The organism is Pedobacter psychrophilus (assembly GCF_001652725.1).
GTDB classification, from domain to species: Bacteria; Bacteroidota; Bacteroidia; order Sphingobacteriales; family Sphingobacteriaceae; genus Pseudopedobacter; species Pseudopedobacter psychrophilus.
This window is the reverse complement of sequence record NZ_LWHJ01000011.1, coordinates 488442-503930: the sequence shown is the minus strand read 5'-3', so window position 1 is coordinate 503930 and position 15489 is coordinate 488442. Positions and strand designations below refer to the sequence as shown.

The 15489-nt window shown below is 35.3% G+C and carries 11 protein-coding genes; 7 read left to right on the top strand and 4 right to left on the bottom strand.

Annotated elements, in window-relative coordinates:
- The first annotated feature begins 2 nt into the window (after positions 1–2).
- The 3 genes from A5893_RS02820 to A5893_RS17795 all read left to right on the top strand — a co-directional run bounded on the left by A5893_RS02820 (position 3) and on the right by A5893_RS17795 (position 4694).
- Positions 3–1688, top strand: coding sequence for a GMC oxidoreductase (locus A5893_RS02820; RefSeq protein ID WP_068821022.1), 1686 nt, complete (start codon positions 3–5; stop codon positions 1686–1688).
- A gap of 53 nt (positions 1689–1741) precedes the next feature.
- Positions 1742–3073 (top strand): Gfo/Idh/MocA family protein, encoded by a 1332-nt coding sequence (locus A5893_RS02815; protein WP_068821021.1) that lies wholly within the window; start codon positions 1742–1744, stop codon positions 3071–3073.
- Positions 3074–3152: 79 nt separating this feature from the next.
- Positions 3153–4694, top strand: coding sequence for a family 16 glycoside hydrolase (locus A5893_RS17795; RefSeq protein ID WP_082911281.1), 1542 nt, complete (start codon positions 3153–3155; stop codon positions 4692–4694).
- Between the two features lie 100 nt (positions 4695–4794).
- Here A5893_RS17795 and A5893_RS02805 read toward each other — a convergent pair whose 3' ends face one another.
- Complete coding sequence (locus tag A5893_RS02805) at positions 4795–6663, bottom strand: heparinase II/III domain-containing protein (RefSeq protein ID WP_068821019.1); 1869 nt, start codon at positions 6661–6663, stop codon at positions 4795–4797.
- A 295-nt stretch (positions 6664–6958) separates the two neighbouring features.
- Between A5893_RS02805 and A5893_RS02800 the strand changes: the two genes are divergently transcribed.
- The 4 genes from A5893_RS02800 (at position 6959) to araA (ending at position 11719) form a co-directional block, all read left to right on the top strand.
- Positions 6959–7657, top strand: coding sequence for an NUDIX hydrolase (locus A5893_RS02800; RefSeq protein ID WP_232456789.1), 699 nt, complete (start codon positions 6959–6961; stop codon positions 7655–7657).
- Between the two features lie 11 nt (positions 7658–7668).
- Positions 7669–9348 carry a ribulokinase gene (locus tag A5893_RS02795; RefSeq protein WP_068821018.1) on the top strand — a complete coding sequence of 560 codons (1680 nt, stop codon included), beginning with the start codon at positions 7669–7671 and terminating at the stop codon, positions 9346–9348.
- Positions 9349–9354: 6 nt separating this feature from the next.
- On the top strand, positions 9355–10050 hold the full coding sequence (gene araD, locus A5893_RS02790; RefSeq protein ID WP_068821017.1) for an L-ribulose-5-phosphate 4-epimerase AraD: 696 nt from the start codon (positions 9355–9357) through the stop codon (positions 10048–10050).
- Between the two features lie 178 nt (positions 10051–10228).
- Positions 10229–11719 carry an L-arabinose isomerase gene (gene araA, locus A5893_RS02785; protein WP_068821016.1) on the top strand — a complete coding sequence of 497 codons (1491 nt, stop codon included), beginning with the start codon at positions 10229–10231 and terminating at the stop codon, positions 11717–11719.
- Between the two features lie 102 nt (positions 11720–11821).
- Here the strand turns inward: araA and mobC are convergent, their stop codons facing one another.
- From mobC to A5893_RS02770, 3 genes are read right to left on the bottom strand one after another with little or no spacing between them, the layout of a single operon-like run.
- Entirely contained in the window at positions 11822–13744 is a 1923-nt protein-coding gene (gene mobC, locus A5893_RS02780; RefSeq protein WP_068821015.1) for a conjugal transfer protein MobC, read from the bottom strand.
- Positions 13745–13759: 15 nt separating this feature from the next.
- A complete protein-coding gene (locus A5893_RS02775; RefSeq protein WP_068821014.1) occupies positions 13760–15016 on the bottom strand; it encodes a relaxase/mobilization nuclease domain-containing protein in 1257 nt (418 codons plus the stop codon).
- Positions 15001–15396, bottom strand: coding sequence for a plasmid mobilization protein (locus A5893_RS02770; RefSeq protein WP_068821013.1), 396 nt, complete (start codon positions 15394–15396; stop codon positions 15001–15003). The genes A5893_RS02775 and A5893_RS02770 overlap by 16 nt, the downstream gene beginning before the upstream one ends.
- Positions 15397–15489: the final 93 nt, after the last annotated feature.

The following is a 15489-nucleotide window of genomic DNA, read 5'->3' as shown; positions in this document are numbered from 1 at the left end:
TTATGGATGATATATTTGACGCGATTGTTATTGGTTCAGGAATGACGGGAGGTTGGGCGGCTAAAGAGCTCACAGAAAAAGGATTGAAGACGGTAATGATTGAATATGGCAGAAATGTAGAACATATCAAAGACTATCCTACTACAAATATGTATCCTTGGGAATTTCCGCATAGAGGAACTGTTCCTTACGAGAAAGCCCAAGAATATCAATCTGTAAATAAACATTACATATTTGGTGAAAGCACATTACAATTCTTAAAAAAAGATTCGGAACAAGAATATATCCAAGAAAAACCATTTTCATGGATACGTGGAAAGCAAGTAGGCGGACGCTCTTTATTATGGGCAAGACATACACAAAGGTGGAGCGATTTTGATTTTAATGGTCCTTTGAGAGATGGTTTTGCGGTTGATTGGCCAATAAGATATAAAGATATTGCACCATGGTATAGTTACGTAGAAAAATTTGTAGGTATAGCCGGAAATAAAGATGGCTTAGAAATACTACCTGATGGTGAATTTTTACCTCCTTTTGAAATTACTTGCTTAGAAAAGCATTTACAAAAATCTCTGAAAAATAATTATACTGATAGGCATCTCATATCTTCAAGAGTTGCAAATCTCTCTACTCCAAATCAAATCCATTTAGAACAAGGCAGAGGGCAGTGCCAAAGAAGAAATTTATGCGAGCGGGGTTGCCCATTTGGTGGCTATTTTTCAAGTAATTCGTCCACCATCCCATGGGCACAAAAAACAGGGAATTTAACACTTTTAACAAATACCGTAGTTCAGTCTATTATTTATGATGAGCAACAAAAAAAAGCTACTGGTGTAAAAATAATAGATGTTTTTACCCAAGAAGTTAAAACCATCTCTGCTAAAATAATTTTTTTGAATGCCTCTGCCATGAATAGCAATTTAATCCTGCTAAACTCAAAATCAAATAGGTTTCCAAACGGATTAGGTAATGATAGTGGTTTGTTAGGGAAATATATAGCATTTCATAATTATAGAGGAAAGGTAACAGCAGAATATGAAGGTCTTAAAGATTTTGATACAGATGGAAGAAGACCTAATGCTGCATTTATTCCCAGATTTGTTAATGTTCATCAGCAAGAAAAAGATTTCTTAAGAGGCTATCATACTATTATTAATTCCTCTCGAGAGCAAATTCCCGTAGGCGAAGTTTTTGGAGAAGAGTTAAAGAATAAACTACTTTCTACTAAAAAAGGAAACTGGAAAATTGTTTGCCAAATGATGGGCGAAACTATCCCAAAAGAAACTAATAAAATAACCTTAGACCCAATTAAAAAAGATAAGTACGGAATGCCTCAAGCTATTTTTTCTGTTGCTTATGACGAGAATGATGAGAAAATGCTTCAGAACTTTTTTGATGAATTTACTGACATGTTTACTAAAGCGGGTTATACAAAAATTAAAACGATTGATACCAAAAGAATACCTGGAAGTGAAAATCACGAAATGGGAGGTGTAAGAATGGGCAGAGACCCAAAAACTTCTTTGTTAAACGAATGGAATCAATTGCATTTATGTAAAAATGTATATGTAACCGATGGAGCATGTATGACATCCACAGCATCTCAAAACCCATCATTAACCTATATGGCATTAACAGCAAGGGCAACCAATCATGCTATTAAGTTATTTAAAGATGGTAAAAGTTGAGTTTTATACATGTTCATTAATTTGCTAATCCTTTTAGAAATAGATAAAAAGATATGAATAATCGCCGAGAATTTATCAAAACAGCATCTATTGCTGCTACAAGCGTATTGTTAACGCCTTCGTTAGCATCCGCAAACAGCTTTTTTAATGGCTCTCCAAATGACAAAGTAATACTTGGAGTAATGGGAACGAATAGTAGAGGAAATTTTTTAGCAAAAACTTTTGCTCGATTACCTCATACAGAAATAGCATATATCTGTGACCCCGATGCAAATGTGTTAGCCAGAACAATTGCTGAAATTGAAAAAATAACAGGTAAAAAACCAAAAGGATATACGGACATAAGAAAACTATTAGAACAAAAGGATTTTGATGGATTGGTAATAGCAGCGCCAGACCATTGGCATACACCTGCTGCAATTATGGCCTTACAAGCAGGCAAACATGTATATGTGGAAAAACCTTGTAGCCATAATCCAAGAGAAGGAGAATTACTGGTTCAAGCTACTGAAAAGTATAAAAAGATGGTACAAATGGGTAGCCAAAGACGTACTTTCAATAATGTAAACGAAATGATTGGCAAGCTACATTCTGGAGTTATTGGTCGGGTATATTTTGCTAGAGGTTGGTACACAAACAACAGAAAATCTATAGGCACAGGAGTTCAGGTGCCCGTACCTGCAAATCTGAATTTTGACCTTTGGCAAGGGCCAGCTCCAAGAACCGCGTATAGAGATAATATTATTCATTATAACTGGCATTGGTTCTGGAATTGGGGAACCGGAGAAGCCTTAAATAACGGAACACATGAGTTAGATGTTATTCGTTGGGGCTTAGGTGTAGATTTCCCTATTGAGGTAGTTTCGGCAGGTGGAAGATTTCATTGGAAAGACGATTGGCAGACACCAGATACACAAACAATTACTTATAAATTTCCTAACAATACTGCTTGTACTTGGGAAGGCAGAAGCTGCAACAGCTTTAACTCTGAAGGAGCCGGAAGAGGGGTAGTTTTTTATGGCGACAAGGGTACCATTGTTTATGGTGGTGCCAATAGCTATAAAGTATATAATAATGATAATAAATTGGTTTCTGAAACAATAGATGACACGCCTTTTGACCCAACAAATACAGTGAGTCCGTTAGAGAAATTAGATGGACAGCATCTCAATAACTTTATAGAATCGATAAGAGGTAACGAAACAATTAATGCACCAATTTCTGAAGGTCATAAATCAACTTTATTACCTCAATTAGGCAATATTGCTTATCGCGTAGGAAGGGTGTTAAATTGTAATTCTGCTAACGGACACATCCTTAATGATACTGAGGCTATGCTACTTTGGGACAGAGAATATGAAAAAGGTTGGGAAGTGAAGGTTTAAATCAATTTCGTTTCAAAAAAGGTTAAAATACCAAAATTATTTCCATCACAATCAGTAAGGATTATTAAAATAAAAAATAATGAAAAAATTAATTATAGCGAGGTATTTTATTGTGATGTTGTTATTTATAGCAATACAACCATTAAAAGCACAAATGAATAAGTTAACTACAGCCGAAAAACAGGCGGGTTGGAAATTGCTGTTTGATGGTAAAACAACTGATGGCTGGCGAGGAGCTTTCATGGACACTTTTCCAAAAAAAGGATGGGAAATTTCAGAAGGATGCTTAATGGTAGAGCCATCAAATGGAGCAGAATCTACAAATGGTGGTGATATTGTAACCAAACAATTGTATGATGATTTTGAATTGACTGTAGACTTTAAACTCACCAAAGGAGCAAATAGTGGAATAAAATACTTTGTAGACAATCAGCAACCAAAACCAGGCGCACCACGCTCTGCTTATGGTTTAGAGTTTCAATTGCTAGATGATGATGTGCATCCCGATGCTAAATTAGGAAAAATCGGAAATAGAAAACTAGGTTCATTATATGATTTAATACCCGCACCAAGTGATAAACCTCTTCATCCAATAGGTGAATGGAATACGGCAAAAATTATATCTAAAGGCGCTCATGTAGAGCATTGGTTAAATGGTCAGAAACTGATTTCTTATGAGCGAGGTGGTGATGCTTTTAACACTTTAGTTGCCGAAAGCAAATATAAAGACATTCCAGGCTTTGGTTTGATAGAAAAAGGTTGTATCCTTCTTCAGGATCACGGAAACAAAGTTTATTTTAAAAATATAAAAATCAGAAAAATAGCTACCGCTAGCTTGGGCAATAAATATGGAGTGGTTTCCTATACTTTTAGAAATGAATTTGCTAAAAATGTGCCTGCAACTTTAGATTATATTAAAGCATTAGGCATCACTAATATTGAATTTTCAAGTCTTTTTGGTAAAACAGCGACTGAGTTAAGAAAATTATTAGATGAAAGAGGGATGGTTTGCACTTCGTTTGGGGTAAACTATAATGATTTAAATAATAAAACAGCAGAAGTAGGTGCGAATGCTAAAACACTCGGAGCTAGTTTTGTACGAGTGGCATGGATTCCTCATAACGATAGTATAGGTTTTACGATTGAAGATGCAAAAAAAGCAACAGAGGATTTTAATAAAGCAGGAAAGTTGTTAAAGGAAGATTATAATCTGACCTTTTGCTACCATAACCATGGTTATGAATTTGCAAAATACGAACAAGGTACTTTTTTTGATTACCTCATGGATAATACAAATCCAGCATACGTAAGCTTTGAATTAGATTTATTATGGGCATTTCACCCTGGCGCAAATCCGGCTCAGCTTATCAAAAAATATCCCGGAAGGTTTAAATTGATGCATGTAAAAGATTTGAAAAAGGGAGTAAAAGGCGATTTCTCTGGTAAAACTCCTGTTGAAAATGATGTTGCCGTAGGTACAGGTCAGTTAAATATTCCCGAGATTTTTAAAATGGCTAAATCCTCTTCTATTCAGTATTATTATATAGAAGATGAAAGCAATAATACTTCAACGCAGGTTCCTATCAGCTTAATTTACTTAAAGAAACTACTAGAAAACTAGCGTTTGTACTCTGTATTAAACCTTGATTAAACTGAAAATACTTTAGGTTAATCAAGGTTCAATAATTAAGAACAATCAAACAAACCAGCAGTTTTCTTACCTAATTATTATCTGAAGGCCAATCTTTTAGCGCTTTAACTTTTAAATCTAGTTTCTTTTCATCTTTTGGAATTAAAAATACAGATAAAGCTGTTTTACAATCTGCAGGCAACTTTGCTTCAACAGCTAATAATACCGTTCCTGGGTTTTTAGCGTCATAATTATTAGTAGGTGCTGCGCTATAAAGCCTAATTTTTGATGGATAATTCAATTGAGTTTTTAATAATAATTTCTTCCCATTTTGAGAAAGCTCTGCGGTAGTATCATTCAAAATTTTAACCGATGCAGGTGTCGCCATCGTCCATCTGTAATTAACTTCCTTAGATTTATTTTCTACTTCATCTCTAATTACCACATATTTTTCATCTACAATAGCAACTCCCCTCACCAATTTCTTTAAATTATCTGCATAAAGTGAGGTAATATTTGAAGTAGCGCTTAAAAAATTAGGGTTTGACGAAGAATGCTCAATAAAAGCTTTACCGGCAACTAGTTGTAAGTTTCCGTTTACCGTGACGGTATTGTGAGCAAAATTGTTATATCTGAAAACCTTCCATCTGTCAGATTCTTGAGACATATTCCAGATATTCACTTGTTGGGCTTCCAAACTTTCGTATTGTTGCATACCGAAATCCATTGCCCAACGTTCCCCATTTGCATCCATTACAAAAGAACCCACATCCATGTGCCCGTGGCTCGCTGAAGGTGAACCTGTTTTAAATCCTAAATAAATGGCATTTTTATCAGTCCATGAAGTTCGCATTGTTGCCACTTGGTTTTCTCCCTCGCTTACCCAAAAATTCTTTAGAGGAACGGGAACATCATCTAATTTAAGTCCAATTCCCCAAACCATCGAGGCTGGCAGTAATCTATTTCTTAAAGAATCATTATTTAACGTATTACTTTTCTCGATAAACAATAAAGAATTGTCTTTATTCTGATTTGCAAACCAAAAAACAGAAGGATTGAATTGTGCAGTGCTAATGCAATCGGAATAATTGAATGGTTTACCTGTTGTGCCTGTTAAATGCTCTAAAAAAGAGGCAGTGTTTATGAAGCCTGGCTCGGTTGACAATCCGAAATCTTCTCCATAAACTGTTTTGATGGCGCTCAAAAATAACACATTAAATGATGTTCCATATTCCCAATACATATAACCTTCGGGATAACCACCATCGGGAGCATACTGTCCCATCGGTAGCTTAATGCTTTTTACCGCCCTATCAACAATTTCTTGGGATAATTTTGGATGGTCCTCATAAGTTGCTAAGGCTCCAAAAGTAATTCCGCTGTTGCATACTTGGTTCCAATTATTTTTTTTCCCAAGCCAACCATTATAAGTTGAATCTAAAGAAGGTTTAATCCCCTTGTTTAAAATAGCTTCGCTGATAATTTTTCTAGAACTTTCAGACAAATCGTTGTATAACCAATCATATCCAATAGCCATAGCGGTAGTCATTTCAGCAACATCCAAAAAATGGGTTGGATTCCATTTGTTAAAATTTGCAACTGCTAACATCTCTTGCTCTGCCCGTTTCAAGTAACTTTTATTTCCTGTCATTCTGTATCCATAAGACAAATAGAAAACCCTACTTAAACAGGTTCTAGATTTATCCAATAAACGCATCCCTATTTTAATCTCTTTTACAGGAGGTTCACTTAAAAATTTATCACATTCTCTTAATATAGTTTCATGAATCAACCGATAAACCTTATCTGTTGCTACATTTTCGAGAATATCTTTCTCCTGTCCAGCCAAAAGCAATAAACGAGGGTGGAGTTTTAGTTCCTGACCGTTTTCTAATTTTAATTGCTGAGCTGATACAAAATATGGCAGAAAAATTAAAAGGATAATTTTTAAATACTTCATTGAATTGATTGAGATTGGACAATAATACTTTTTATTGAGATAATAAGAACATTGTAATTAGTACAATAAAATAGAGCATCAAGAGTACTTGTTAAAATTAGGTCAATAATAATTTTGAATTTATTAATTCTTAAAATGTATAGCATTCCTATTTATTAAGATTAAGATATAAAATTACGTTACATATTTGATTTTAAAATGATTGCATTCAGAAAGATTGTATTTTAAAATATTAAAATAACTTACTATTATTTTAATTGTCAAATTAACACTTATATTTACACAACTAATTAAAATGATGCCTCAACAATTAAAATATACACGAATATTATTAGCTGTAGACTGTTTAATTTTCGGATTTGAAAGCCAAACTTTAAAAGTTTTATTGATTAAAAGAAAGCTACAACCCTATCAAAACGAATGGAGTTTAATGGGCGGTTTTTTAGTAGGAGAAGAATCTGCTGATGAAGCCGCTCTGCGAATCTTAAAAGAACTTGCTGGATTATCCGGTGTTTCTATGGAGCAGGTTAAAACATTTAGTAAGGCGGATAGAGACCCAACGGAGAGAACCGTAAGTATCGTTTATTCAAGTTTAATTGATATCAAAAAATTTGAAGAACAGATAAATCATGAATATGAGGCCCAATGGTTTAAACTTAACGAAATTCCTAAACTGATTTTTGACCATACACAAATGATTGCCGCCGGTAGAGATTACTTGAAAAAGAAAGCAGCCCTGCAACCAATCTTGTTTGGTTTGCTGGGAGAAAAATTTACCATCCCGCAAATACAACAACTTTACGAAGAAGTCTTTGAGTCAAGTTTTGATAAAAGAAATTTCAGCAGAAAATTGCTAGGTAGTGAGCTTTTAAAAAAATTAGATGAAAAGGATAAATCAAACTCTAAAAAGGGTGCTTTTTATTACCAACTGGATAAACAAATAAATCATTATAATTTTAATATCCTCTTAAATCTAGCTTATAATCAGCAATAAAAATCCAAGAAATGGCAAAACAAATTTATGTTATCGGCGTAGATTATGGAACGGATTCAGTTCGCTCGGTAATTGTTGACACCGCAAATGGGAACGAGGTTTCTTCGGCAGTATTTTATTATCCCCGCTGGAAAGCTGGCAAATATTGTAACGCTTCATTAAGTCAGTTTAGGCAACATCCGCTTGATTATAGTGAAGGTTTAACCGAAACTATAAAAGAGGCAATCGCTAAAGCGGATGTCTCAGGCGATATAGCTGAAAATATTTTAGCCATTTCTATTGATACAACCGGCTCTACTCCTGTTGCCGTTAACAATCAAGGTGTTCCTTTAGCTCTTTTGCCTGAATTTGCAGAAAACCCAAATGCCATGTTTGTTCTCTGGAAAGACCATACCGGTGTAGGAGAAGCAGCAGAAATAAACCAACACGCTACAAAATTTCCGGTAAATTATTTAAAATATGTAGGTGGAATCTATTCATCAGAATGGTTTTGGTCTAAGTTTCTTCACATTTTAAGAGCAGATGAAAAAGTTGCTTCTAGTACTTACGCTTGGGTAGAGCATTGTGATTGGATTCCATTTTTATTAACTGGCGGCACAAACGCAAAAGATATTAAAGCAAGCCGCTGTGCTGCAGGTCATAAAGCATTATGGGCCGAAGAATTTAGAGGTTTACCTCCCGAAGAGTTTTTCAGCTCTTTAGACCCACTTTTGGCGGGTTATAGAGACCAACTTTTTACAGAAACTTATACCTCAGACAAAAAAGCCGGAACATTATCAGAAGAATGGGCAAATAAATTAGGCTTAAGTACAGATGTTGCCATTGGTATCGGTGCCTTTGATGCTCATTTTGGAGCCGTAGGCGGACAAATTGAACCTTATTATTTAAGTAAGGTAATGGGAACTTCTACTTGCGATATTTTGGTTGCACCAAATAAGGATATGCATGGCAAACTGGTCGCTGGTATTTGTGGACAGGTTAACGGCTCTGTAATCCCAGGAATGGCAGGTTTAGAAGCTGGTCAATCTGCCTTTGGCGATGCATATGCTTGGTATAAAAACTTACTAATGTGGCCAATCAAAAATTTATTGGCCGATAATGCAACTGAAAAAACTGAAGCTTTGATTGCTCAAGTAGACAATCAATTGATAAAAGTTTTAAGCGAAAAGGCCGATTTATTGCCACTATCAGAAACAGACGAATATGCAGTAGATTGGTTAAACGGTAGAAGAACTCCAGACGCTAATCAGTTATTAAAAGGTGCTTTTTTCGGTTTAAATTTAGGTTCAAACGCGGTAAATATGTTTAAAGCCTTGGTTGAAGCAACCTGCTTTGGAGCCAAAAAAATTGTCGATCAATTTAATAATCAAGGGGTACAAGTAGAGGGTTTAATTGGTTTAGGAGGTGTAGCAAAAAAATCTCCATACATTATGCAAATGATGGCTGATGTACTGAATATGCCTATAAAAATCCATAAATCAGAACAAACTTGCGCCATTGGAGCAGCCATGTTTGCAGCCACCGTTGCAGGTATTTACCCCAAAGTAGAAGACGCTATGCAAGCAATGGGACAAGGTTTTGATGCCGAATATCATCCTAATCCCGAAAAAACTGATATTTATTCCAAACGCTATCAAACTTATATTGCTGCAGGTAATTTTATAGAAGATAAGTTAACTCCTAAAAATTAAATCATCATGAATTATAAAAGCATTAGAGAAGAAGCTTTCGAAGCAAATATGAAGTTGCCGAAATTAGGCTTAGTACTATTTACTTTTGGAAATGTTAGCGCTGCAGATATCAATAAAGGTGTTTTTGCCATTAAGCCAAGTGGCGTTCCTTATGAAGATTTATTGCCAGAAAAAATGGTAATTGTAGATTTTGATGGTGTAACTGTAGAAGGCTCGCTAAGACCTTCATCAGACACCAAAACCCACGCAGTTCTATACAAACATTGGGAAAGCGTTGCTGGCATAGTGCATACCCACAGTACTTATGGAACTGCTTGGGCACAAAGTTTAAGGGCAATTCCAATTTACGGAACCACCCATGCCGACCATTTAACGGTAGATATTCCTTGTGCACCGCCAATGGATGACAGCATGATTAAAGGCAATTACGAGTACGAAACTGGTTTCCAAATTATTAACCATTTAAAAGATAAAAATTTAAGCTACAAAGAAGTAGAAATGATTTTAGTAGGCAACCATGCTCCTTTTTCTTGGGGAAAAACAGCTGCAAAAGCAGTTTATAATAGTGCCATATTAGAGTCTGTAGCACAAATGGCTTTATTTACCGAACAAATAGAAGGTAAAGTAAACCGAATGAAAGACTCTTTAATACAAAAGCATTATGATAGAAAACATGGGGCAGATGCTTATTATGGTCAATAATTTTGATGAGTGGAGTGGGAGTAGAAAATAGTGAATGGAAAATGGGGAAAGATAATATCTTGTGCGTTTTAACACGCTATGCACTCATACTGCACTGGCCTTATCCACAAGCCGGTATCCGTTGCTATCGTTAACGCAAATAAAAAATATCAACTAGAAAAAATAAAAATATCATAAAATGAACAATTTAAAGCACTTAGAAGTTTGGTTTTTAACAGGTACACAAAATCTTTATGGCGAAGAAACGCTAAAACAAGTAGCAATTCACTCACAAGAAGTTGCTCAGTTTTTAGACCAAGCGCCAAGCATTCCAGTAAAAGTTATTTTCAAACCTATTTTAAAATCATCAGAAGAAATATATGAAACTATCACTGCTGCAAATTTAGCAGTTAACTGTATTGGTATTATCACTTGGATGCATACCTTCTCCCCTGCTAAAATGTGGGCCAGAGGATTAAGTCAGTTAAAAAAACCAATGTTGCATTTGCATACTCAGTTTAACCGCAATATTCCATGGAGCACCATAGATATGGACTTCATGAATTTAAACCAAAGTGCACATGGCGATAGAGAATTTGGTTTTATGGTTTCCCGTATGCGTATCAATAGAAAAGTGGTTGTAGGCTTTTGGCAAGATGAGAAAGTTTTAGAAGACACTAATGTTTGGGCAAGAGCTGCAGCTGGATGGAACGATTGGCAAGGTGCAAAATTTGCTAGAATAGGAGATAACATGCGTTTTGTTGCCGTTACAGATGGAGATAAAGTGGAAGCAGAAATGCAATTTGGATTTTCTGTAAATACTTACGGTGTGGGTGATGTGGTAGCGATAATCAATAGCATTAGCCAAACTGACGTAGATTCTTTAGTAAAAGAATATGAAGAAAGTTATACCTTATCGTCAGAATTATTAGCTGATGGAGCAAAAAGGGAATCTGTTGTTGAAGCTGCAAGAATTGAGCTTGGACTTAAAAAATTCTTAGTTGATGGTGGCTTTAAGGGCTTTACAGATACTTTTGAAGACTTACATGGAATGGTACAATTACCTGGTATTGCAGCACAACGTTTAATGCAACAAGGTTTTGGTTTTGCCGGAGAAGGCGATTGGAAAACAGCTGCACTACTAAGAGCTTGCAAAGTTATGGCTACAGGTTTAAAGGGGGGCACAGCATTTATGGAAGATTACACTTACCATTTCGACCCGCAAAATCCAATGGTTTTAGGTTCGCACATGTTAGAAATTGATGCCTCTTTAGCTCAAGGAAAAGCAAATTTAGAAGTTCACAAATTAGGAATTGGCGGCAAGGCAGATCCTGCTCGTTTAGTTTTTAATGTAGCGAGCGGAAAAGCCATAAATGCTTCTTTAATTGATATGGGCAACAGATTTAGATTAATTGTAAATGAAGTTGAAGCTGTAGAAGTGGAACATGAATTGCCTAAATTACCAGTTGCTCGAGTTTTATGGAAACCTCTACCAGATATGAAAACAGCTTGTACGGCTTGGATTTACGCTGGGGGTGCTCACCATACTGTTTACAGCCAATCTTTGACAACTGCTTATTTTAGAGACTTTGTTAAAATGGCTGGAATTGAATTGATAACTATCGATGCTAATACGGAAATCAATCAATTTGAAAAAGAATTAAAATGGAATGAGATCGCTTATAAGTAATTATGGATTTCTAAAGAGCTTATGAGTAACCTTATTGATAAGCTCTTTGATAAAAGAAAAAAATAATTAGAAAATAAATTTAAAATTCTTTTATTAAATATTTCAAATTTCCAAATTCTTAATATCAGATCTAATTTTCAGGTAACATTTCTCCACTAATTCTTGATTAATTTTTCTTATTTCTGGTATCTCCTGATAGCCTTCAGTTTCTTTTGTCAAAGCATCATGGTCATTTAAAATTTCATTATGAAAAGCTTTTAAATCAATCCTTTCTTGAGGGTCATCGGCGACCATACCTACAAACTGACCTGAACTTAGAGAGGATATTTTTGACGCAGGAACTGCCGCTTCTAACTGTTTTGATTTACTTATTGAAGTATCTCCACTGTTGATAGAAATGCTCTCCCTATCCTGCATAATTCTACCCACTCTGTCTGAAAGTTGCTTAGCGGTATCGCCAGTCACCTGACCAGAAATTACATTTCCAACAATACCCATAATTACATCCGCTTGCTCTCTGCCGTAATCTTTTCTTAACTGACTCAGATCCTGTATTCCTAATGTAGTACTCACCTTATTACTCCTTGCGGTAGCTATCAAACTGTCAATTCCATTTAGATAAATGGTCGGAAATTCATCAAATATCAAGCTACTTTTGAGCTTATTTTTTTGGTTAACCAGCTTTACCAGACGGTTGACGTATAATGATAAAACAGCTCCGTATATCTGAATTTTCTGCGGATTGTTTCCCATACAAACCAACTTTGGTTTCACTGGATCATTAATATCCAAACTGAAATCGTTACCAGAAAGAACGTAGTATAATTGTGGTGACGACAACCTAGCCATGGCTACTTTTGCAGAAGCAATCTGTCCTTCAAGTTGTTCCATGGCCTCATTCTTATATGCGTTTATAAATGGATTTATCAGTACCTCAACTTCTTTTACTTGCTGTAATAAGGTAAAAAGTTTCTCATAATCCACCTGCATCAATTCTATTACATGTGGTAGGGTACAAAACTTTCCATCTTCATATTTCTTTAGAAACCATATAATAGCAGTTACAAAGTTTATTGCTGATTCGATAAAGAAATCACCCTGTTTTTTTATCCATTCCCTGTTCAATCCAATCAAAATTGTCCTTGCCGATTCAGCTGCATCTGTAACGTCTGTCATCAAGGATGGGTCTAGTGGATTGCATCGATGCGTACGGTTGAGGTCATCAAAATTAATGACATAAAACTTTGGTTCTATTTTATAGAGATGTTTATATTTTAGCCAGGTATTATAGACGATAATGGACAGATCTGGTAGCTTGAAATCATAAACAAACATGGAAAAGCCTTTCTGTATGTGCTGGGTAATGACATGGCGAATTACAAAATAACTTTTCCCTGAGCCGGGTGTCCCCATGACCAAATTCCCCCGAAAAGGGTTGATGATGTTGATCCAACTTTTGCGAAGTTTTCCTTTTAAAAGATATTTAGCAGGTAAGTTGATGGAATATTCATTCTCCAGAAGACGTTCTTCCTGAGGAAAAGTCTCTTGGTCTGCATTAAAAATATCTCCCTCCAATCTTGATTTTATCACTCTGGTAATAAGAGTAGAACCACTGATAATCAACAAAAAACCCGCAGTTGTCATAGCCATGTATAGAATGGCAGATACATGGGATATATGAGATGAATTCCATAAAAGATTGCTGAAAAAATATAAAATTAATCCTGTGATTAAATAAGCAAATCCTGCTTTATAGTATAATTTATCATCTTTCTTACCCTTCACTCCCATCAAGGATATGATCAAAAGTAGCAATGCCCAATACTTGGAATAATTGAATTTAACGAACAATCCGGTATTACTTATATTCCCCATGATCTGATCAGTGAAAGGAATGGTTAACTTCCATTCTACGAAGGCTCCATAACAATAAAAATAGAAATGGAGCATCAATATTGTGATGGCAATGAAGCGGCTCATATCCGCTATTTTTCGTAAAGCTTGTTCGTTTTCTCCTGTTTGCATAGTTCTCTTTGAATTTTATAGATGTGAATTGTGGTTCCTTTTCCTTTTCTTTTTTCGAGTTTTCTTGAGTTGGTAAGGCAGTTGTTCATAGGTATTTTCTGCTTGTAGCAGTACTTCTAAAAAAGTGTTTTGGAAATGATTTGATGGTAGAAAATCATTTGTTTTCGAGTAATCGTTTCTTTCTGATGAGGCGCCATTTGTTTCCTTTGAGCTATACCTTTGATGAATTTTAAACCGCTCTTGTATGGCTTTGGCACTGTAAGCTTTACCTAATTCGCTACCATTAAAGACATACTTATTTTCATGATCGATATAGGTTAATCCGTAAATAATTCCCTCAGGGTTTGTCCGGCATATCAGTTGTATTTTTTCTTTTTCGAGTTTTTCCTTTAGCTCGTTTATTGATCTTATGTTGGTATTTAACAATGTGTCAAGCTTATTCTTTAGTTTGTATCTATGAGGCTTTCTTGATTTCTCATTCAGTAAAAAGCGTTTTTCTAAGAATTTTAATCCCGGGTTTTGATAGAACAAACTGGCTTTAATCGGAGTTGCTATTTTGTTTCCGTCTGCATCTAATAAACGGTAGTAAAGTCCATTTTTTTGATAAACCCTTGAACTTTCTTTTCCTCTATCTGCGGTAATATTATAGTTTTTCAGCACTGCGTTTAGTTCGGGAATCGAAGTATAATTATAGGTGTTCAATACTGCATTCAACACTTTTGATATGGCATTCTTGGTCTCTAGTTTGGTCTTGCTTTCACTAATAATGTCTATTGCCTTTATGGTATTTTCATTCCTTTTTTGCTTTGATGCTTCCACCAAATTGTATTTCTTTTCAATAGCCATTCGGGCGGGTTCACTTTTGTTTTTTCCTATGTTATGAATATCAATTCTAGAACCGTCGGCTTTTACGATCGTACTTACAATATGTATGTGGGGATGCGCTGCATCATTGTGTTTATAGACCAAAAAAGGTTGTTCTCCAAAGCCAATTGCTTCCATATATTCTTCTGCAATTGATTTAAGTTTATCATCATCTAAGCATTCATCCTTGGCAAAGTTTAGAGAAATATGCATACTGTTATTTTTTAAGTTCTCATTTAGTTTTGCCTGATTTAATAAACGGTTAAGCTTATGTGTAATCGACAAATCTTCGGTATCCATTGGGTAGTTTAAAGCCAAAATACATTTGGCAACTTCACTTTTAACCTTGCTTTCATTGTAGTTAAATATCCGGGAAAGTGACTTGCCATATTTTATGATCGCAACCATTCTGAACCAATTTTATTCATCATTAATCTCATTTCTTCTACTTTGTTAAACAGTCTTTCTCTTTGGATTTCGTAATGATTCATGAGTGACTGTATTGAAGATTCATGATCTAAAGTGTGGAGTTTATGTACCGTTTGGTTAAAGTTATTTGCCAGTCCATTAAGGTCTTTTCTAAGTTTAATCAGTTCGTTCATTAGCTCATCCATGGAAGCATTTCTATAGCTTGCTATCATGGGTTCTCCCAATAAAATCTTCCGGCCATAATCACTCATTCTTCTCTGTGTGGTTTTTAAAAAAGCTTTATGGATTTGTATTTTCTCAACTTCAGATAACCTAAGGTGTAACCAATGATTTCTAGTCTGTTTCTTTTCGATTTCCATTTTCTTCCTTTCTTAATTTTATATGCTTCCAGCACCCACGACTTCGGAGTTAGGGTGCTTAAAAAAAACCGGTTGTGATACAAACGTACATCT